General features: G+C 38.2%; 23 protein-coding genes. 5 read left to right on the top strand and 18 right to left on the bottom strand.

What is annotated here, in order from left to right:
• Positions 1-130 precede the first annotated feature (130 nt).
• On the top strand, positions 131-466 hold the full coding sequence (gene ytrH / locus SAZ04_RS01290; protein ID WP_332689812.1) for a sporulation membrane protein YtrH: 336 nt from the start codon (positions 131-133) through the stop codon (positions 464-466).
• Positions 466-969, top strand: coding sequence for a sporulation membrane protein YtrI (ytrI, locus tag SAZ04_RS01295; protein ID WP_332689815.1), 504 nt, complete (start codon positions 466-468; stop codon positions 967-969). Before ytrH ends, ytrI begins: the two co-directional genes overlap by 1 nt.
• A 201-nt stretch (positions 970-1170) precedes the next feature.
• Here the strand turns inward: ytrI and SAZ04_RS01300 are convergent, their stop codons facing one another.
• Complete coding sequence (locus SAZ04_RS01300) at positions 1171-2094, bottom strand: DHH family phosphoesterase (protein ID WP_332689818.1); 924 nt, start codon at positions 2092-2094, stop codon at positions 1171-1173.
• 196 nt (positions 2095-2290) lie between these two features.
• On the opposite strand from SAZ04_RS01300, the gene SAZ04_RS01305 reads away from it, so the two are divergent.
• Positions 2291-2575 carry a YtpI family protein gene (locus SAZ04_RS01305; protein WP_332689821.1) on the top strand — a complete coding sequence of 95 codons (285 nt, stop codon included), beginning with the start codon at positions 2291-2293 and terminating at the stop codon, positions 2573-2575.
• A gap of 107 nt (positions 2576-2682) precedes the next feature.
• Here the strand turns inward: SAZ04_RS01305 and SAZ04_RS01310 are convergent, their stop codons facing one another.
• From SAZ04_RS01310 to SAZ04_RS01345, 8 genes are all read right to left on the bottom strand, one after another.
• Complete coding sequence (locus tag SAZ04_RS01310; RefSeq protein WP_332689824.1) at positions 2683-3990, bottom strand: CBS domain-containing protein; 1308 nt, start codon at positions 3988-3990, stop codon at positions 2683-2685.
• A gap of 100 nt (positions 3991-4090) precedes the next feature.
• Entirely contained in the window at positions 4091-4330 is a 240-nt protein-coding gene (locus tag SAZ04_RS01315; protein ID WP_332689827.1) for a hypothetical protein, read from the bottom strand.
• A 191-nt stretch (positions 4331-4521) separates the two neighbouring features.
• Complete coding sequence (locus tag SAZ04_RS01320) at positions 4522-5205, bottom strand: metal-dependent hydrolase (protein ID WP_332689830.1); 684 nt, start codon at positions 5203-5205, stop codon at positions 4522-4524.
• A gap of 295 nt (positions 5206-5500) precedes the next feature.
• Positions 5501-5881 (bottom strand): hypothetical protein, encoded by a 381-nt coding sequence (locus tag SAZ04_RS01325; protein ID WP_332689833.1) that lies wholly within the window; start codon positions 5879-5881, stop codon positions 5501-5503.
• A gap of 87 nt (positions 5882-5968) precedes the next feature.
• The gene (locus SAZ04_RS01330; RefSeq protein ID WP_332689944.1) at positions 5969-6733 is read right to left on the bottom strand and encodes an SDR family oxidoreductase; all 765 of its coding nucleotides are present in this window, start codon (positions 6731-6733) and stop codon (positions 5969-5971) included.
• A 149-nt stretch (positions 6734-6882) separates the two neighbouring features.
• On the bottom strand, positions 6883-7029 hold the full coding sequence (locus tag SAZ04_RS01335; protein WP_332689836.1) for a hypothetical protein: 147 nt from the start codon (positions 7027-7029) through the stop codon (positions 6883-6885).
• 75 nt (positions 7030-7104) lie between these two features.
• On the bottom strand, positions 7105-8493 hold the full coding sequence (gene argH / locus SAZ04_RS01340; protein ID WP_332689839.1) for an argininosuccinate lyase: 1389 nt from the start codon (positions 8491-8493) through the stop codon (positions 7105-7107).
• Positions 8493-9704 (bottom strand): argininosuccinate synthase, encoded by a 1212-nt coding sequence (locus SAZ04_RS01345; protein ID WP_332689842.1) that lies wholly within the window; start codon positions 9702-9704, stop codon positions 8493-8495. The genes argH and SAZ04_RS01345 overlap by 1 nt, the downstream gene beginning before the upstream one ends.
• Positions 9705-10042: 338 nt before the next feature.
• On the opposite strand from SAZ04_RS01345, the gene SAZ04_RS01350 reads away from it, so the two are divergent.
• Entirely contained in the window at positions 10043-10267 is a 225-nt protein-coding gene (locus SAZ04_RS01350; protein ID WP_332689845.1) for a hypothetical protein, read from the top strand.
• A 292-nt stretch (positions 10268-10559) separates the two neighbouring features.
• On the opposite strand, the gene SAZ04_RS01355 is transcribed toward SAZ04_RS01350, so the two are convergent.
• The 9 genes from SAZ04_RS01355 to sppA all read right to left on the bottom strand — a co-directional run bounded on the left by SAZ04_RS01355 (position 10560) and on the right by sppA (position 18648).
• Positions 10560-11393, bottom strand: coding sequence for an EcsC family protein (locus SAZ04_RS01355; protein ID WP_332689848.1), 834 nt, complete (start codon positions 11391-11393; stop codon positions 10560-10562).
• Positions 11394-11396: 3 nt separating this feature from the next.
• On the bottom strand, positions 11397-12353 hold the full coding sequence (locus SAZ04_RS01360; RefSeq protein WP_332689851.1) for a 3'-5' exoribonuclease YhaM family protein: 957 nt from the start codon (positions 12351-12353) through the stop codon (positions 11397-11399).
• 131 nt (positions 12354-12484) lie between these two features.
• The gene (locus SAZ04_RS01365; protein WP_332689854.1) at positions 12485-13672 is read right to left on the bottom strand and encodes an acetate kinase; all 1188 of its coding nucleotides are present in this window, start codon (positions 13670-13672) and stop codon (positions 12485-12487) included.
• Positions 13673-13899: 227 nt separating this feature from the next.
• Positions 13900-14892 (bottom strand): class I SAM-dependent methyltransferase, encoded by a 993-nt coding sequence (locus SAZ04_RS01370; protein ID WP_332689857.1) that lies wholly within the window; start codon positions 14890-14892, stop codon positions 13900-13902.
• Positions 14893-15145: 253 nt separating this feature from the next.
• Positions 15146-15646, bottom strand: a complete 501-nt coding sequence (gene tpx, locus SAZ04_RS01375) for a thiol peroxidase (protein ID WP_332689860.1) — start codon at positions 15644-15646, stop codon at positions 15146-15148.
• Between the two features lie 189 nt (positions 15647-15835).
• Positions 15836-16303, bottom strand: coding sequence for a GerW family sporulation protein (gene ytfJ / locus SAZ04_RS01380; protein ID WP_332689863.1), 468 nt, complete (start codon positions 16301-16303; stop codon positions 15836-15838).
• Between the two features lie 21 nt (positions 16304-16324).
• Positions 16325-16987: a DUF2953 domain-containing protein gene (locus tag SAZ04_RS01385; protein ID WP_332689866.1), complete on the bottom strand. Its 663-nt coding sequence runs from the start codon at positions 16985-16987 to the stop codon at positions 16325-16327.
• A 92-nt stretch (positions 16988-17079) separates the two neighbouring features.
• Positions 17080-17643 carry an RDD family protein gene (locus SAZ04_RS01390; protein WP_332689868.1) on the bottom strand — a complete coding sequence of 188 codons (564 nt, stop codon included), beginning with the start codon at positions 17641-17643 and terminating at the stop codon, positions 17080-17082.
• 12 nt (positions 17644-17655) lie between these two features.
• The gene (gene sppA, locus SAZ04_RS01395) at positions 17656-18648 is read right to left on the bottom strand and encodes a signal peptide peptidase SppA (protein WP_332689871.1); all 993 of its coding nucleotides are present in this window, start codon (positions 18646-18648) and stop codon (positions 17656-17658) included.
• A 97-nt stretch (positions 18649-18745) separates the two neighbouring features.
• Here sppA and SAZ04_RS01400 point away from each other — a divergent pair, with 97 nt between their 5' ends.
• Positions 18746-19543, top strand: a complete 798-nt coding sequence (locus SAZ04_RS01400; RefSeq protein WP_332689873.1) for an NAD kinase — start codon at positions 18746-18748, stop codon at positions 19541-19543.
• Positions 19544-19610 lie beyond the last annotated feature (67 nt).

Genomic DNA, 19610 nt, shown 5'->3' on the forward strand with positions numbered 1-19610 from the left:
ATAACCATTGGGTACGAGCTGCTCATTTCGTACTTCGATTAGTTGTCATAATTTCTTCATGTTTGTCTTATAAATGATAGAGACAATCAATTCTCTTTTTATCCGATTGAATGAAAGTTGGTGTAACCATATGCTTAGTCGTGAACTTCTTGCTACGTTGATTATTGATTTCTTTGTTGCGTTTGGTGTCATTATAGGTGGGGCCATCATTGGTGGCATCGGTGCTTTCTTAATTGGCAAACCCCCCTTATCTGTTATGCACGATTTAGCGGGAAGCTTAAAGATTTGGGCGATTGTCGCTGCAATAGGTGGAACATTTGATGCGATAACAAGTATCGAAAGAGGACTTTTCTATGGAACTCATGATGATATTTTTAAAACTGGTTTTATGATCTTCGCTGCCTTATGCGGGGCACAGGCTGGAACTTTGCTTATCCAATGGATTGTCGGGGAGGCACTAGCCTAATGAGGGTTCCTCCAATCTATGAACGACCAACTGTTAAGCGTTTTTTTGCTGGGATGATTCTTGGAGTCCTGATTGGATGGGTCTTTTTCGTTTATCAATATGGACAAGTATATGAAGGTTTGGTGTTTCGAATTTCAGAACAGGAAGCTACGATTTATGACTTAAGAGGTGACATTGAAGCACTTTTAAGTGAACAAGATAAATTAAATGAGGAAAATCAAAAAAAATTAACGGTCCAAGAAATTGATATTCAATTTACGAATGTCAGAAAACTTAAACTAAACCAATTAACCTTACTTGATTTAAAACAACAGGCATTAAACGAATTACAGGATATTAAAAGAAAAGATATTGAGACTGTTCACAATATGAGAGATCTCTTGATCAGTACAATTGAAAACAAAGTATTTCTAGTTGGCGATAAACGGTATCAGTTAGAAGTGGAAGAAAGTCATTTATTTACCACTCTCCATATTTATGTGAAAGTCATTCCCGGTGGTTAATTGTCACGAAACCATGAACGGAACCGCTGCATTTTGTAAAGTCGGACGAAAAGTGGGTAACAGTCGTCCGACGCGCATTGTGTGGAGCCATCGCCTTCTTTGAGTAAGCATTCATACTTCTTTGAATTCACTCAAATTTTATCGTTTATCTTTTAAAAAAGGTCAGCCTCATTTGTAACAACTCCGCTTATTGCTTAGTCGTTATTTACTTACGGTAACTAGCTTTCGAACAATGTCTTCTGTCTCTTGCCAACTATAAGCAGTAGCTCCTGCGGCCATTGGATGTCCGCCACCATTATGCTCTGCGGCAATTGTATTAATCACCGGCCCCTTCGAACGTAACCTCACTCGTATTTTGTCTTCATCTTCAACAAAAAACACCCACACCTTTAGTCCTTCTACATCAGAAAAAGTGTTAACTAGTTGTGATGATTCTGTAGATGTTACCTGAAAACGATCTAAGTCTTCTTTTGTTAAACGCATCACACCTACTCGGTTCTCAATCACTGAAAAATGTTGAAGAACATACCCTTGGAGACGAGTGATCTTAAGATCTTTTTTATGTAAATTAGAATAAAAGGTATTCTGATCAAACGACTGTTTAACTAACAAACTTGCTCTTCTTAACGTATCTGCAGTTGTATTTGAATACCTGAAACGACCTGTATCACCAACAATACCAGCATATAAAAGCAACGCTGATTCAGAGTCTAACTGTAACCCAGCTTGTTCCACTAATTCTACAATCATTTCACTCGTTGAACTAAAAGACGGATCAACCCAATTCAGATCCCCGTAAGGCTCTTCATCAGGATGGTGATCTATTTTGATTAAGTACTTCCCTTGACGATAGCGTTTATCATCAATTCTTTCTGTATTGGCAGTATCACAGACGATGACAACTGCCTCTTTATACTCATGATCAGAAATTGTATCCATCTCACCTAGAAAAGCTAACGACGGTTCCTCTTCCCCTACTACATATACGTTCTTTTCAGGAAGGCACTCTTTCATAATATGAGCGAATCCGAGCTGTGACCCTAGTGCATCTGGGTCTGGTCGTTCATGCCTATGAAGTATAACCGTTTCGAATTGTTCAATTTTCTCCATTATGTTTTTGATCACAGTTATTTACACTCTCCTTTTATCTTTGTTCACTAATCCTCCACTGGCAAAAAGATTCAAATCAAGATACAATGGCTTCTAGCTAGAAATCGTTTAAGAAAAACCATAATGCGGTCTTATTCTTAGTAGACTTTCATACTTCTTTGAATTCACTCAATTTTTATAGTTTCTAAAAAAAGCAAGGAGGCTTTTCTTCATGGATAAACTACTTACTATTATCATTGTCATTTCTGCAGTTTTTTTTATCTATAACAAAATAAGATCATGGCGTTCAAAAGAAGCATTATTAAAGCGAATCTATCAGACAAAATCATCACTTTCTCTTGGTTTCTTTCTAACTGCATTTGGAGCCAACCTTCTCATTTACCAAAGAAGCATGATTGATATTGTAGTCGGTATCACTTTCACCATTCTTGGCTTCGCAAATGTTTTCTACGGCTATAGAGCATCACGCCACTATATCACTCAATTAAATGATTAATGAGCTTGTCCCCCTAGATCCCTTTATAACTGCTAGAGAAACGAAAACAAGTTCCTCTAGCAGTTATTACCAGTGAAAGAGCTTAAATGATCGAGAGGTTAGAAAACCTACTCTATCAACTGAGCCATCATCATAGCTTTTCCAACTATTTCCTCATTGTGATAAAGTTCGACGTCGATTTTCCCGTGCTTGCGTCCAATCTCAAGAACTCTTGGTCTAATTGTGATAATACTTTCGATTTGTACTGGTTTGATAAAATACAATGTAATGTTCTCCACGACAAGGTCGCCTTTTTTGTATTTACGCATGAGCCTACTACCGATTTCTGTAACTAATGTAGTAATAACACCGTAAGAGATTGTTCCAAGCTGATTGGTCATTTGCGGTGTTACTTCGCATTCAAATTCTAACTCATCTGCATTCGATTTATCTTCAACTCGACTTGTAACGATATCCTCAATCGTGTCACCTATATGAGGTTGTCTCTGAACCATTTGCAAGGCTTTCAAAACATCTTGACGACTTATAACACCAAGAAGCTTTCTTTGATTATCAATAACAGGCAGGAGTTCAATTCCTTCCCAAACCATTATATGTGCAACAGCTGCGACAGATGTTCGTTCATGTACCGTGATCGGTTTACTTGTCATCACCTTCTCAATAGGTGTTTGTTTTGAAGCGCCTAATACATCTTTGGCTGCAACCATCCCTTGTATTTTCAAATTCCCATCTATTACAGGGTATCGGCTATGTCCTGTTTTTTCATTTAGATCATGCCATTTTTCTACCGTGTTTTGAGTTGTCATATAAAATGTATCTTGAAATGGAATCAAAATATCATCAACTAACACAATCTCTTTTTTAATCAGTTGATCATAAATGGCACGGTTTATCATCGCCGCCACAGTAAATGTATCATAGCTCGTTGAAATAATCGGTAATTCTAGTTCATCAGCTAACTCGATTACTTCAGCACTCGTACCAAACCCACCTGTAATCAGTACAGAAGCCCCTGCTTCTAATCCAACTTTATGCACTTGGTCACGATTTCCGACAATCAATAAGTTGCCAGCTTCGACATAACGCATCATGGCTTCAAGTTTCATCGCACCAATGACAAAGCGATTTAACGTCTTATGAAGCCCTTGACGACCACCTAATACTTGTCCATCTACAATATTGACAACTTCAGCATATGTCAGCTTTTCGATATTTTCTTTTATTTTCTTTTCAATACGGACCGTACCTACTCGTTCAATCGTGCTCACAAGCCCTTGATTCTCTGCCTCTTTAATCGCACGATAAGCTGTTCCCTCACTCACCGCAAGAGCTTTTGCAATAAACCGCACGGAAATTTTTTGTCCGACATCCAAATCTGTTATATGTTGTAAAATTTGTTCATGTTTTGTAGCCATAATAGCCACCACACCCTCACTCGGCTGTTTTACCCGATTTTCGTATTCTGTACTACTGTTATTATACGTTTGAAAATGTGGACTATCAAGGCTCTCTTACTTATCCTCTCAGTTTTTCTCTTGATTTTTGCCTGTAACGAATAGGTACAGCAACCTGTTTTTGCTGTCTTTTTTGATATAACAGATGGAGACCATTTCCCCCAATCACAAACAATGCAAATACCGTCCAAGCCCAAGCAAAAATTTGGTCAATGACTGAACCATCATATGGTAAATATTCTGCCCCATAAATTAACATCGCTGCTGAAAGCAAAAAGGACATAAACAACCGTTGCTTCAATTCATACCCCTCCCCAATTCATTTGTAAAGCGTATGCTGCAAAAAAGAGAAAAAGACCAAGCCCTGCCTTGTTAGACTAGTTTCTATTTGAACGTCCAAATAAGTCCAACTCAAAACCCCAAAAAAGGTGACCCAACTGGCTACATTGCCTCGTTAAGTCACCCTTTTTAAAATTAGACATCATAAATTCGTTATAGATCAATCGATTCTCCTACTTGTAATGCGACGCCTTTCTTCCCAGATAAGTTCTCAGCAAATTCAACTGGATCCTGCTCAATCACTGGAAACGTATTGTAATGAACTGGAACTACTCGCTTTGCTTGAAGCCATTCAGCAGCGATCGTTGCATCCTCTGGACCCATCGTGAAATTGTCTCCAATTGGCAAAAAGGCTACATCAATTGTATTTCTCTCACCAATAAGCTTCATGTCACTAAATAGAGCCGTATCACCTGCATGAAAGACCGTTTTTCCTTCAGCAGTAAACAAAATTCCTGCAGGCATTCCTGTATAGATGATTTTTTGTTCTTCCTCCACGGTAAAAGATGAGCCATGAAATGCTTGTGTTAACTTTACAATCCCAAACTCAAACACGTATGAACCACCAATATGCATTGGATGCGTTTTTACACCCTGCCATCCTAAGTATGTAGCTAATTCAAATGGTGCAACAACAAGAGCATCATTTCGTTTGGCTAGTTCAACGGTGTCACCGACATGGTCATTATGCCCATGCGTCAATAGAATGACATCAATACTCACGTCTTTTGCAACTAAATCCGTCTGGCTATTTCCTGTTATAAAGGGATCAATAATAACCTTCGTTTTCTTTGTTTCTATCATAACTACTGAATGTCCATGGTAACTAATTTTCACTAGATTCACTCCTTCTAAAAATTCTTTTCCCCATCATCATTTATTTAACCGCTAACCTGATAGATTCCTGCTTATTTTATGATTCTTTTCCTATTCCACTTTGAAAGAGAGTATTTCTTTCAAAAATCGATTACCAACTTATTTTATTAAAAGTGTGTCTAAGAAAAACCGCAAAGCAGTCTTTTTCTTTCACTCAAATTTTATAGTTCTTCTCTTTTCAAAAAGAGGTTGTACAAAAAAGGAGTAAACCTCCCTTTTTGTACAACCTCTTCTAATATCAATTTACAACTAATCACTACTCTTCTTCCCACACCCACGTAAACAACTTACCATCTCCGTTCATATAACGAATATCTAGACGTTCAATGTCTGGGTAGGTCGATGTTTGAAGCCTGCTCACAAAATCTTTCACATCTTCTTTTTCATGTAGCATTAGTTCGCGAACAATTTTTTCTACTTTTTCTTTTGCTTTTGCACCCTTTATGACATGCTCACCATGTTCATATTCATAATGACTTGGACTATCATACTCCCACTCGTATTCCATACCATTCTCTACAACTGTTATTCGGACAGAAAAAGCAGTCATGAGTTCAGTTCCTGCTGCACTGCCGATAGCAGCTGGTGGGATTACGAGTAGGAAAAGTAAGATAAGAAATATACTCCATTTTTTCATAAGAATCACCTCATTCTTATGATGCAACAGAAATGGAAGATTATACATGATTTGCTATTTTATATCCCTCTTACTACTTTATCATTGCTACCGATAACGGTGTATAACATCGACTCCACCGGTCACCTCAAGAACCGTTCCCGTTACCATATCAGCATTTTCTTCACATAAAAAAAGGATTGCTCTTGCGATGTCCTCGCCTGTTCCAGACCGTCCTATTGGCGTATCGCAATCAGACTGTTGTCTTGCTTCTTCAATCGTTGCTTCTTTCATCGTTCCTAATATATTTCCTGGACAAACCATATTGGCCGTAATGCCATATTCTGCTTCTTCGATCGAGACTGTCTTCATCAACGACACAAGACCGACCTTAGCAGCCGCATAAGCTGAGCGATAGATCCATCCCGGTGCGCTATTTGCTCCTTGAAACCCGTATGTAATAATACGCCCGAATTGTCCTTTTCTCATAATAGGAACAATCTTTTTTAATAAATGGTAGATAGAGCTTAAATTTCCTTCCACCATGTTGTACCACTCTTCTTCTTCATAGTCCACAAGCTTTTTACGATCAAATACATAAGGTCCAGCGTTATTAATTAATAAATCAATTCTTTTAAATTTGGCCAACGCTAAATCTACAGCATAATGGATATCTTCTTTTTTTGTTATATCAGCACGAACGAATTGCATGTGATCAGCATGCTCCAGCCACCTTTCTTGTAAGGTCTTTACAGCTTCCACGTCACTTTTAAATGTAATAGTAACAGAATAGCCTTTTACAAGTAATGCTTCCGTCACTCGGACTCCTAACCCTTTCGTTCCAGCCGTTATGAAGGCATGACGCACGTCTATTCCTCCTCACCCATATGTACATCTTTATCTGTAAATCATACTATGTTTTCACAAGATAGTAAAAAAAGAGACGACTTCATAAACGATCTACTGTAACCCATTAATTATCAGGTTCAATTAGATCCATATGAATATCAGTCTCTTTTTTATTATTTCATTTTGTCGTATTGATGTTCCATTTCGTCTTGGTGACGCTCTTCATGCGTCCCTTGGCTATAGGAATCCATAATTTGTTGATGAACAGACATTTCGCCTTCTGCAACATACGTCATATTTGTTAATTTGTGTTCTTTCATTTTCGTGTGCCCCCATTCTAAGTATTCCATTGCCTACTTAGTATTGGCACAACGATTGGTTTTATGTGTTATATATTAGCTTTTTGTCTGAATATTCAAACAGTTATTTGCTTTTACTAATGCAACTTTCACTTGTTCAAATCCAGTACCACCAGCACTATTGCGACGTGCCACTACTGTTTTAGGATGGAGAACATCAAAAATAGTTTCTTCAAAAAGCTCACTTGCTTCTTTGTAATCTGAAAATGGTAAATCAAGAAGAAAGACACCTTTTTGAATCGCAACAAGAACCAGTTTTCCAACTACTTCATGAGCTTGGCGGAACGGCATTCCTTTTGTTGCCAAATAATCTGCTAGCTCTGTTGCATTTGAGAAGTCTTGATGAACCGCTTTTTCCATCGTTGCTTCTTTTACTGTCATCGTTTCAATCATACCTGCAAAAATATTTAATGACCCTTTAACCGTTTCTACAGTATCAAACATGCCTTCCTTATCTTCTTGCATATCTTTGTTATAAGCAAGAGGCAAGCCTTTAAGTGTTGTTAGCAACGAAAACAAATTGCCGTACACTCGTCCTGTTTTTCCACGGATGAGTTCTGCCATATCAGGATTCTTTTTTTGCGGCATAATGCTACTACCTGTTGCAAATGAATCATCGATTTCAATAAATTGAAACTCCTGAGTCGACCATAGGATCAATTCTTCACAAAGACGCGACAAATGCATCATTAAAACAGACGATGCACTTAAGAACTCGACAATAAAGTCACGGTCACTAACTGCATCTAGGCTATTATTATATATATCATCAAAGCCTAGTAATTCAGCAGCATAAGCGCGATCAATTGGAAATGTCGTTCCAGCTAAAGCGCCAGCTCCTAGAGGAGAGATGTTTAACCGTTTCAAACTATCCTCATACCGACCATAATCACGCTCAAGCATCCAAAAATAAGCAAGAAGGTGATGCGCAAAAGAGACCGGTTGAGCTCTTTGTAGATGCGTGTAACCAGGAATTAATGTTTCTACATGAGAGGTTGCTTGATTATACAAAGCTCGTTGAAGCTTTTTGACAAGAACCATAATTTCATTCGTATTATTGCGTAGGTAAAGATGCATATCTGTTGCAACTTGGTCATTCCGGCTCCGTCCCGTGTGAAGCTTGCCTCCAACTGGTCCGATTTCATCGATAAGCATTTTTTCGAGATTTAAATGAATATCTTCTTGTTGAACTGAAAATTCAAGCTCACCTTTTTTAGCTTTTTCACGCAATCTCGTTAGTCCTGCTTTAATTTGCTCTACCTCTTCAGATGGCAAAATTCCACATTTACCGAGCATTGTTACATGTGCGAGGCTTCCCTCAATGTCTTCATCAACAAGCGCTTGATCAAAGCCGATCGATGCACCGAATGCATCGACCCACTCTTCTGCTGTTTTTGTAAAACGTCCCCCCCAGAGCTTTGTCACTACTGTGTGACCTCCTTCTTCTCTTTGTTCACCATGCTGTTTACTTTTGTTGATAAGCCCCATAAAGAGATGAAACCAACTGCAGCATTGTGATCAAATTCATCATCTGTTGAATATGTTGCAAGTTTTTCATTATATAAAGAGTACGGTGATTTACGTCCTTCGATGATCGCATGCCCTTTAAAGAGTTTCACACGTACAACACCTGTGACTGTTTTTTGCGTTTCTTGTAAGAAAGCTTGTAGTGCTTTTGTGATTGGTGAAAACCAAAGACCATCATAAATCACTTCAGATAGTTTCTTAGAAATAACTGGCTTAAAATGAGCTACTTCTTTCGTTAACGTAATATCTTCAAGCTCTTTATGCGCCTTAATTAACGTCATCGCACCCGGGCACTCATATACTTCACGAGATTTAATACCAACAAGACGGTTTTCTACATGGTCAATACGTCCAACCCCATGTTTTCCAGCAACTTGGTTTAGTTCTAAAATTAATTGATCTAGCTGATAAGACTTCCCGTTTAATGTAACCGGTACTCCTTGCTCAAAACCAATTTCAACAATCTCAGCTTGATCTGGTGTATTTTCAATAGCAGCTGTTAATTCGTAAGCACCTTCTGGTGGAGTTGCCCATGGATCTTCAAGGATCCCGCACTCGTTTGCACGTCCCCATAAGTTTTGGTCAACTGAGTAAGGATTATCCAAATTAATTGGAATTGGAATATTGTTTTGTTCTGCGTAAGCAATTTCCTCATCACGAGACCAACCCCACTCACGAACAGGAGCTAATACTTTAAGATTCGGATTTAATGCTTGAATCGATACTTCAAAACGAACTTGGTCGTTCCCTTTTCCAGTACAACCATGCGCAACAGCTGAAGCACCTGTTTGTTCAGCTATTTCAACTAACTTCTTAGAAATAAGAGGACGAGAAAGTGCTGATACTAACGGATACTTTTCTTCATACATCGTATGTGCTTGCAATGTTGGTAAAACAAAGTCCTCAGCAAACTCTTTTTTAGCATCAATCGAATATGATTCAATTGCACCAACATTTAATGCTTTTTGTTTTACAAAGTCTAAATCTTTCCCTTCACCAACATCCAATCCTACCGCAATTACGTCATACCCTTTATCTGCTAACCATTTAATTGCTACTGATGTATCCAAACCACCTGAATATGCTAATACTACTTTCTCTTTACTCATTTCTCATTACCTCCAATGAATATTAATACTTCAAATATTATTTTTATACATAATTATTCAAAAAAATGAGTGCTGTCATGACTCACGCACCATTGCATAAAACCAAACACAATTCTTATTAATATTCATTACTTTAACAGGGGTGCTTGGTTTTGGCAAGTCATTTTTTTGCTTTTTTTATGTTGTTTTTGTTTTCAATCTTCTCTTCATTCGTTATCATCTATGTTGAGGTGAATTAAGTGAGCATAGAATTTGTTTATGACCCCCGTCTTAGACTTCCCATCCCCACTCTAGATCTCTCTTGGAATGTACTTGAACGTACTACACAAGAGTACTTGGTGGCGAAATGGGAAACGATTAGAGGAACTATTCCAGATCGTGTAAAAGAAATTGAACATGAAATTGAATTAGTGCATGAGCAATTAACGAATGAAGAAGATTTTGAACGTTCTTGTGAGTTAAACCTTGAAATGGCTGAGCTTGCTTCTATTATTAATGACCTTTGGATTTGGTTCCGCATTTCCCCCACTGTGTCAAGCAACAGTAGCTTAGTACCATCATAAGTATGACAAGTGATTTTGTTGCCTGTTTCTTTAAAAGAGGATCCTGAAAAAAGATTGGTTTTTACCTTTTTCAGGATCCTCTAAGCAACGTGCGGAGTCATTGCCGCTCACTCGTGATCTTTTTAAGGTGTTTTTTATTTTTAGTGCCTCGGTTTTAAGCCGTTGCACTTTTTCAACACGCTTTTATAACAAAAGAGGATGAATCTTAGGTTGTATGAACCATTTGACACATCCTCTAACAGAAATGAGCGTTGCTCACCTGTTTTATTCAACAATCACTTGTACAGGTTTCTTACATTTCCTCTAATAAGCGACGTTTTTGATAAAAATGTTGACCAATATCAATCACCTGTTGAGAAAAACGGTAATTCAGTCCTGCACCAATAGCCATTCCGACAAGCGGTACACCTTGGATGACTTTTTTTCGTAACATAGTTAGAACAAAACTTTTTACAATTTGTTTTATTAATTGCTCAAAGATTGAGTCGCCAACGATCGAATCGTCCCCTTGATAAAAAACATGATCTCGATCTTGCTCTTCCACCTCTCTTATTAACTTGTCCCATTCGTCTGCTTGATATGATTTCGGAATCGTTGCTACATGAAAAAGTTTTAACATATTCATCATCTCAATCGGGCGCCTCACATCGTAGCCATATACAAGAGCAAGATGTTGCAACGAACGTAATTGAATTACGGCAAGTGCGGGCAAATCAGAAAGGAGAAGGAATGCCCCTCCCATTCCTGTCAATCCACCTTGACCTAAAGCCAGTAGGCGTTGTTTGGCCATAAGCTGCTCCGCTAAGTAATCTAATTGCTCTAAAGGAAGGCTTTGCAAATCATCAATTGTCGCTACATGAGGATCAAACATTCTAGCGTGAGAAATGACTCTTCGCTTCGTTTCTTCATATGACCGCGTATGTTGAAGCCACGCTTGTAAATGTAATAAACACGTATCCATCATAGTTAGCCACTTCTGTTTGCGCTTTTGACCTAGTTGGTCAAAAGCGCGTTCTGTTAACCGACTATACGTGCTAATGATATCGGTTGACTCTGAAATAAAAAAAGCCTCTTCCCATTCTTTGATCTCGTTCCAGCGAGTTTTCAATTGATTTGTGTTATTCATAAATCATCCCTCTTTACTACAATGATCATTTCCCTTTGTATACATCCTTCTTTTAAACATTGGCGAATACGTCCACGTTTCAGTTGTTCTCTCTTGCATGATTTCAAACGCATGCAACATCGTATTCATCTGTTTTACATGTTGAAAGAAAATGGCTTCTGCAGTTTTAGGAGAGGCTGTACTTCCAAATCCTTGACTAACCTCACCAAACTGACTTGCTATACAATGCTTTAAGCCAATTAATTCGTCATGATGACTAGAAATTCCTGCTTCTTTCGCTGCATCATGAACGAGTTCTAGACCAAGAGTTATATGCCCCATTAATTCTCCTGTTGTCGAGTATTCAGGAGCTACTGCCTCTGTAAAAACCTCTGTCTTACCCAAATCATGAACCAAACACGTTGTTACGACAATATCTTTATTCACTTTTGGGTAAAGTGGAAGAAGTTGCAATGCAGCTTGAGTTACATGAACAATATGATCGAGTAAGCCCGCATAATACGTATGATGATAACTCTTAGAAGCGGGAATAGTCGTTAAGCGTTCTCTTAAAACACGCTTACTAAAAAGCTGCTTCATAATAGCTCTTAGTGTCTCTGATTGTACTTCTTCCATCATGAACCTTAGCTCCTGCCATAAGGCCTCGCGCTGAACACCTTTTCTCGATATTAATTCAGAAACATTTACTTGATCTTCTTCAGTAGCTAAGCGAATTCTTTGAATCGTTAATTGTAACTTCCCCCGGTATGTAAGAACACTTCCCTCGACTTTCACAATCGCCTTACGCGTAAGTTTCTCCTTTTGTTCAGCTGTGACATCCCATAATCTTGCAGGAATGACTTCTAAATTTCGTTCCAACATGAAATTTGCATAATCGCTCCCATTAGAAGCCTGTTTTATCTCTCGTTCCTTTATTAGAAAAAAATCTGTAATCGTTTCTCCCTCTTGCAATTGCAACAATTACAATCCCCCCTCTTATCGCTTCTTACTTCATTCTATGCGACATAGAAAGTTTTCAGTCTAATGATAGCGCGCTTACCTTGTAAAAGCAAAGAAGCACTACTCAGCTTGAGCAGTGCTTCTTTATGATATTACATAGATAGACGAACGGTGTCTCGTGCAATCATCACTTCTTCATTTGTCGGAATGATAATAACTTTAACTGGAGAATGTGGATAGTTAATAAACGCTTCTTTTCCACGAACTTGGTTTAATGCTGGATCCCAATAAACACCCATAAATTCAAGACCTTTTAAGACACGCTCACGGATCACGTCACTATTTTCACCAATCCCCGCAGTAAAGATAATCGCATCTACCCCACTCATACGTGCTGCGTATGAGCCAATATACTTATGAATTCGAGAAGTGAACACTTCAAGAGCAAGCTCTGCACGTTCATTACCGCCCTTTGCTTCTCCTACAATATCTCGCAAGTCACTGGAAAAGCCTGATACACCTAATAACCCACTACGCTTATTAAGAGTATCTAACACTTCTTTTGCGTTTTGTCCCGTCTTTTCCATAATGTATGGAATTAATGCAGGGTCAATATTACCTGAGCGCGTACCCATTGTTACACCCGCAAGTGGAGTGAAGCCCATTGATGTATCAATTGATTTTCCACCTTCAATTGCTGCAATACTTGCCCCATTTCCTAAATGACAAGATAGGAGACGAAGTTGCTCAAGCGGACGTCCTAATAACTCGGCTGCACGTTCTGATACGTACTTATGTGATGTACCATGGAAACCATATTTACGAATTCCAAAATCTTCATAATACTCATAAGGCAAGCTATATAAAAAAGAAGCTTCAGGCATTGTTTGATGAAACGCCGTATCAAATACAGCGACCGCCGGTACATTAGGTAATACTTCTTTAAAAGCTTTGATTCCTACAATATTCGCTGGGTTGTGCAACGGAGCAAGCTCAGTTACCTCTTCAATTCCTGCTAATATCTCATCAGTAATTAAAACTGAATCATTGAATTTCTCCCCACCGTGAACGACACGATGGCCAATTCCATCAATTTCATCTAATGACTGAATAATTCCTAGATCTGTTAACTTTTCAAGTAGCTTTTTTACAGCAAAAGCATGATCAGGAATATCTAATGTTTCTGTATTTTTCTCACCTTCAACTTCAATTGTGAAAACTCCATCACCTAATCCAATACGTTCCACTAAACCTTTTGTTATTATTGTTTCTTCCGGCATGGTAAGTAGTTGGAATTTCAATGATGAACTTCCTGCATTAATTGCAATAATCTTTGCCATTCTTTTAGACAGCTCCTTTTTCCTTCAAACATTTGCATCAATTTATCCTCTTCCATTTAAGCATCAGGAAATCTTCATTTCAAGTTTATTCTCTCTTTTTCTAAAGATTTTCTACTGTATTCATTATTTTTAGAAATGAAAACGGTTTAGAATAACTTTTCGAGATAAAAAATAGGACGTGACCTTCCACTTCGTCAAGTCCTATCATTCCGAAAAAGCGTCCATATTTATTTAATAGCTAGCTCATCTTCAAACCATCTATTAATATGATTCATCATATCAGCAAGTGCTTCTTTCTTTGTAAAGGAAGGAAGTTCAGCCAAAAGAGCTTGTTTCGGTTGTTTCGTATTTCCTCCCTTTTTTTGTAGCATAAAAATACTTTTTCCGAATTGTTCAGATTGAAACATACTTTTTGGAAAATGGAGTAGGCCGAGTATATTCGTTTCTCTTTTTACAAACTCATGTAATTGCTTTGCTTGTTCACCTTCAAACAAGAAATTAGGTATGACAAAAAAGAGGAATCCTCCCGCCTTTGTCTTTTTTATTGCCTGTTCAATCATTAAATGATGGATAAACGAATGCCCACTAGAAGCCATTAGTTCAAAGTCAATAGCGACATCATCCTTTGGATAGTATCCAACTGGCAAGTCTGTCACAACAACATCTACTTGTTGAAACGCAATTGGTTCTATGCTGTCTTGATGAAATAAATTCAGTTCGTGCTTTTGCAAATTTGCAGTAACGAACGCCAGTTTCAATAATGTTTCGTCTACTTCAAATGCGTACGCTGAAAGAGGTGTCGTTGCATGGTTTAAAAGAGTACTTACTAAATTCCCTGAACCAGCAGCTAAATCGAGTAAAGCTGCTCCATCAACTCGTTTTCCCATGACCTTATTGACAAGATAGCTTATAAATAAACAAACCGCGTCAGGTGTCATTGAATGGTGTGGTTGGACCGCTTCTTTCATCCCTTTCAATCCAGCTAATTGAAATGCCTTTCGAACTTCCTCAGGTGAGAATTTCTGTTGAACGACCTTATCTAACTTCTGCTTTAGCAATTTGACTTGATTGTGCGGTAATGACTGTCGGACTTCTTCTCTAAAAAGGTTTTCCCCGGCCTCAACTAATCCTTCTAAATAAGTACCAAAACCATTTTCCTCTAACAAAGTTGCAGTATCATCTAAATATATATATAATTGTTCAATCTTTTCATCCTTCATACATTCACTTTCCCCTTCCTTGCTCATCCATCCGTATATTGTAGCAAAATTAGATTTATACTACAAAGCTCTTGAAAAATTTTCCTCAAGTCTGAGAAAGGAGGAGCCGAACGAATGTGCATTAGCACACTAAACACTTTTCCTTCACCCTAAACTAAAAAAAGCCTGATTCAATCAAGATCTGCTCCCTAGTCACAAAATAACATTTGTAAATCGGAGGCAAAAAACGTTGATTGAATCAAGCTTATAAAGCTTATTTTGCAGATTTGGCAGCTTCAATAGCAGCTTCGTAATCTGGATGATTCGTTGCTTCAGATACATATTCTGCATACGTAACAACATCATTGGAATCAATGACGAAAACTGCGCGAGCAAGCAGTCGTAATTCTTCAATTGTTACTCCAAATGCCTCGCCAAACGAAAGGTCACGATGGTCGGAAACAGTTTGAACATTTTCAATCCCCGCTGCTGCACACCAACGCTTTTGTGCAAATGGTAAATCAACACTTACCGTTAACACTTGAGTATTTTCTAAGCCAGCAGCCTCTTCGTTAAAACGACGTGTTTGCTGATCACAAACCCCCGTATCAATGGACGGAACAACACTAATCAAGCGAACCTTCCCTTTTGAATCAGCTAACGTCACTTCAGATAAATCATTAGCCAAAACGGTAAAATTAGGTGCTTTCTCCCCCACCTTCACCTCTGTACCTAATAAAGTGATTGGATTGTTTTTAAAAGTAATCTCTGCCATCTCGTTTCCTCCTCTAAAAAAATTATGTACAACCCCTATCTTACATGAGGAAAGAAAATATGCCAAATTTTTAGAAAAACTCCCCACCCTCCATAAAGTTATGGAGGGTGGGAGGTGGCTCTGCACGTTGCACGCCTGCTCTCATTACTAAGAGGCCCTAAAAAAAGAATGGGAAGAAAACCCCATTCTTTAAAGTGGTGGCTGTTGATTAGGTGTAGTAGTCGTTTCAGCAAATGTTGTCGTAGTTGAAGGATTTTGATTCGAGCCATTCATATTGCTATTTCCAATCATTTGTTGTATTTTTTCTACTACTTGTGGAGCAAAATCGAGTAATTTCTCATATAAGTGAGTACTACTGTCTAAGTGAACCATCTTGACGCCCTCACTATTAACTACCAAAAATGCGATCGGTGTAATGGATACACCGCCACCGCTACCACCGCCAAATGGATGCTTGTGCTCTTCTTTCGGACCACGTTCTTCAATGACAAATTCACTACCACCTGCAGCAAATCCAAAGCCAACTTTTGAAACAGGCATAATGACACTGCCATCGGGAGTTTCAACTGGGTCACCAACAATCGTGTTTACATCGACCATTTCTTTTAAATTTTCCATTGCGGTCTTCATTAATCCTTGAATAGGATGGTCTGTCATAATCGTTTCCTCCTTCTTAAATTACATATTTTTTTCAACCGAATCTGCTTTCGGCATTTTCGGTCTTCGTCTCCAATGTTTTAATAACATTAGACCTGCAACGATAGCATGTCCGATCCTGAACGAAAACATACAAGAAAGGTATGTATATGATACAACTGCTTGAAAATGAGGATCAATTGAAAGTTTTGGCATAAATTTCATTCTCATTGAATTGCCAATGAGACCAATAATGCTTCCTTTCAATGCCCAAATTGCTCCTGCCAGTTGAGCAGTATATGCAGCATCTCCCACTCCAATACCTGAATGCCACGTAAACCGATTCACACGAACCTTTTTCAAAAAACGCCTAACAATTTTGTGCAATCCAACTACATGCTCCAAAAAATCTCTTAACCACCTTAAATCTTCCAAAATCAACTCAGGAGTAATTGGCTTTTTCTTTTTTTTCGATTCCATCATCCCGATTTTCTGTTCTTCTTCTACAAGGAGTGAAGCTGAATCATCATCTAGCTTAATGACAGGGGTAGAAAACGTATAAACTCTCATACGCCACAGCGATACTTTCACTTCTAGTAAATCATCATCCTGATTATGGCGATATACCATATCGATGTTTACTTTTGTAATAACAATAACGAAAGCAAGCAAAATGAGTGCTCCAATAACTATCATCCAAATCATAAATGTCTCCCTTTTCATAAAGCAGTTATCATTTATAATCTCCTTTTTTATTCAAAAAAAACCTACCAAAGTTGGCAGGTTTATTCTTTTTCTTACTCAGCATGGTTACGTTCGAAAATGACATAGGTGTCCGCAATTTTATCGTGTAGTCCCTGTTTATTATTTGTAAAAGCTACGATTACATAAATCGCATAAAGAAAAAAGAAAGCTTGGTGGAGAAAACGTCCGACTCCTTCACGAAACACAATTTGTGTCCAACTTAGTTGATTATTCACCGTTGAAACCACTCTCAAGCCCAAGATCATCTTCCCAATTGTTTGCCGATAATATTTCGTCATAATTGCAAAGTATAGGAAAAAGATAAGCGTTGCTAACGCTGTTTCTAGGCGAAAGAAACCACCTAACTGCAGGTCATTCCAATTTGTTAATCTGATAAGAGGATAGATGAGCAATCCGTTTAATGAAAATAAAATGATCATATCAAGGAGATAAGCCCAAAATCGCATCCAAAACCCAGCAAAGTGAAGAACTTCTTGTTTTTTCACATGAGTTTGAACCTCTTTTGGACGCTCCAAGTTTCCTCGATTTCGCAAACGTCCGTTGACCATTCTTCTCCTGTTGGAATGGATAGATTGTCGTTCCATTACTTGATTCACTCAGGTTCCCCCTTAATCTGTATACATATATTTAAGTGTAGGCGAACGATGCGTAGATAACATTCGTTCAAGACTCGCCAATTCATGGTCACCACTCAGCAATTGTTTCATTGACATGGACAAGAAAGATGGCAAGCCTATATGTGGTTCATACTTGATGACATCGACATTTCCAACCAGTTCTTTCATCATCACAATCGTATCGTCTAAACTGCCTAACTCATCGACTAAGTTAAGCTCTAACGCTTGTTTCCCACTATAAATTCGTCCATCAGCAATTGTTCGTACGTCTGCTTCTGGCATGTTACGCCCTTCTGAAATAATACGAACAAACTCGTCATATGATTCATCTATTAAAGATTGAAGAATTACTCGGTCTTCATCTGTCATTTCACGTGTTGAAGACATTATATCCTTATAAGGACCACTTTTAATTGTGTTAACTTTCACTCCATAATTTTCAGCAAGTTCCGCTACATTAATCGATTCCATGATCACACCGATAGAACCTGTAATCGTTTGTGGGCTAGCAACAATTTTATCAGCGGGAGCTGCAATGTAATACCCACCTGATGCGGCCATACTCCCCATTGACACAAAGATCGGTTTGTCATACTCAGTTTGTGCTTGTACAATTTTTTCGTAAATTTCTGCACTTTCGACGACGCCTCCCCCTGGAGTATTAACCCTTATAATGATTCCTTCTACAGTTGGATTTTCTGCTGCATGTTCAATTTGGGAAAGAAACATTTGATGTCTATATCCAGTCGTTGCAAATAAGCCTCCGTCTCCTGTGTCTTGAATCGCACCATTAATTTCTAGAACAACAATGGAACCGCCAAACTCTTCCCCAGACTCAATGATTTGTTCTGCCCACTCTTGTCCCATAGTGTCAAAAATCGAATTTGCATTTGAAAAAAAAGTTGATGTTGCAGCATTAACAACAAGAGATACAACGAGTAACATTGCCACTGCAATTAATGCTAACCAACGCTTACGACTCATTCCCTCACTCCTCGTCACATAATGGTTTCTTTTTCCTATTCCATGGTTATGATAACATAAAAACAAAATATGAACATTTACGAGAGGATGAGTTGCAATGTCATCAAGAAAAAATTTATATTTATCTTATAAACGTACAAATGAAATGCAAGAATTGATTCAACCGCTTAAAGAAATAGCTACTAAGAATGATTTTAGGCTTGTTTCTCATGTAAACGAGGCAAACATCATTGCAAGTATCGGTGGAGACAATGCTTTTTTACAAGCAACGCGTAAAACTGGCTTTCGTAATGATTGTTTATACGTTGGAGTTAACACAGATTCACTTGGTTTCTATACCGACTTTACGATTCACGATATGGAACGTATGATTGAGGCTATGAAAAATGATGAAGTAGAAGTTCGTCGGTATCCTGTACTAGAAGTGACCGTTGACCAAGAACAACCATTTTATTGTTTAAACGAATGTTCAATACGATCAAATGTCATCAAAACGTTCGTAATCGATGTTTTCATTGATGACCTTCATTTTGAGACCTTTCGTGGAGATGGAATGATTGTTTCTACTCCTACAGGTAGTACAGCATATAATATGTCGGTTAACGGCGCCGTTGTCGATCCCACTCTTCCTTCCCTACAAGTAAGTGAGATAGCTTCTTTAAATAATAATGAATATCGTACACTGGGAACGTCCTTTTTACTCGGTGCTAACCGTACATTAACATTAAAGGTCGTACAAGACGGAAATGACCATCCTATTATTGGAGTCGATAATGAAGCACTTAGCATCCGTCATGCTAAACAACTAAACCTTCGCTTAGCCGATCGATCGATTAAAGTATTAAAGCTAAAAAATAATTCATTTTGGGAAAAAGTACAGCGTAATTTTCTATAATAGGTTGTACAAAATGGGGCTGCCCCTACTCTCTCTCCATACTAAGCGATTGGTTTTTTCCTCTAAT

This window comes from Halalkalibacter lacteus, from assembly GCF_036663595.1.
Taxonomy (GTDB): Bacteria; Bacillota; Bacilli; order Bacillales; family Bacillaceae_D; genus Halalkalibacter; species Halalkalibacter lacteus.

Coding starts and splice junctions, on each gene's coding strand:
- SAZ04_RS01345 (WP_332689842.1), bottom strand. CDS start 9,704: ATGAGTAAAGAGAAAGTAGTATTAGCATATTCAGGTGGTTTGGATACA.
- SAZ04_RS01365 (WP_332689854.1), bottom strand. CDS start 13,672: ATGGCAAAGATTATTGCAATTAATGCAGGAAGTTCATCATTGAAATTC.
- SAZ04_RS01370 (WP_332689857.1), bottom strand. CDS start 14,892: ATGAAGGATGAAAAGATTGAACAATTATATATATATTTAGATGATACT.
- SAZ04_RS01325 (WP_332689833.1), bottom strand. CDS start 5,881: ATGAAAAAATGGAGTATATTTCTTATCTTACTTTTCCTACTCGTAATC.
- ytrH (WP_332689812.1), top strand. CDS start 131: ATGCTTAGTCGTGAACTTCTTGCTACGTTGATTATTGATTTCTTTGTT.
- SAZ04_RS01355 (WP_332689848.1), bottom strand. CDS start 11,393: ATGAATAACACAAATCAATTGAAAACTCGCTGGAACGAGATCAAAGAA.
- tpx (WP_332689860.1), bottom strand. CDS start 15,646: ATGGCAGAGATTACTTTTAAAAACAATCCAATCACTTTATTAGGTACA.
- sppA (WP_332689871.1), bottom strand. CDS start 18,648: ATGAGTCGTAAGCGTTGGTTAGCATTAATTGCAGTGGCAATGTTACTC.
- ytrI (WP_332689815.1), top strand. CDS start 466: ATGAGGGTTCCTCCAATCTATGAACGACCAACTGTTAAGCGTTTTTTT.
- ytfJ (WP_332689863.1), bottom strand. CDS start 16,303: ATGACAGACCATCCTATTCAAGGATTAATGAAGACCGCAATGGAAAAT.
- SAZ04_RS01335 (WP_332689836.1), bottom strand. CDS start 7,029: ATGAAAGAACACAAATTAACAAATATGACGTATGTTGCAGAAGGCGAA.
- SAZ04_RS01400 (WP_332689873.1), top strand. CDS start 18,746: ATGTCATCAAGAAAAAATTTATATTTATCTTATAAACGTACAAATGAA.
- SAZ04_RS01305 (WP_332689821.1), top strand. CDS start 2,291: ATGGATAAACTACTTACTATTATCATTGTCATTTCTGCAGTTTTTTTT.
- SAZ04_RS01310 (WP_332689824.1), bottom strand. CDS start 3,990: ATGGCTACAAAACATGAACAAATTTTACAACATATAACAGATTTGGAT.
- SAZ04_RS01385 (WP_332689866.1), bottom strand. CDS start 16,987: ATGATTTGGATGATAGTTATTGGAGCACTCATTTTGCTTGCTTTCGTT.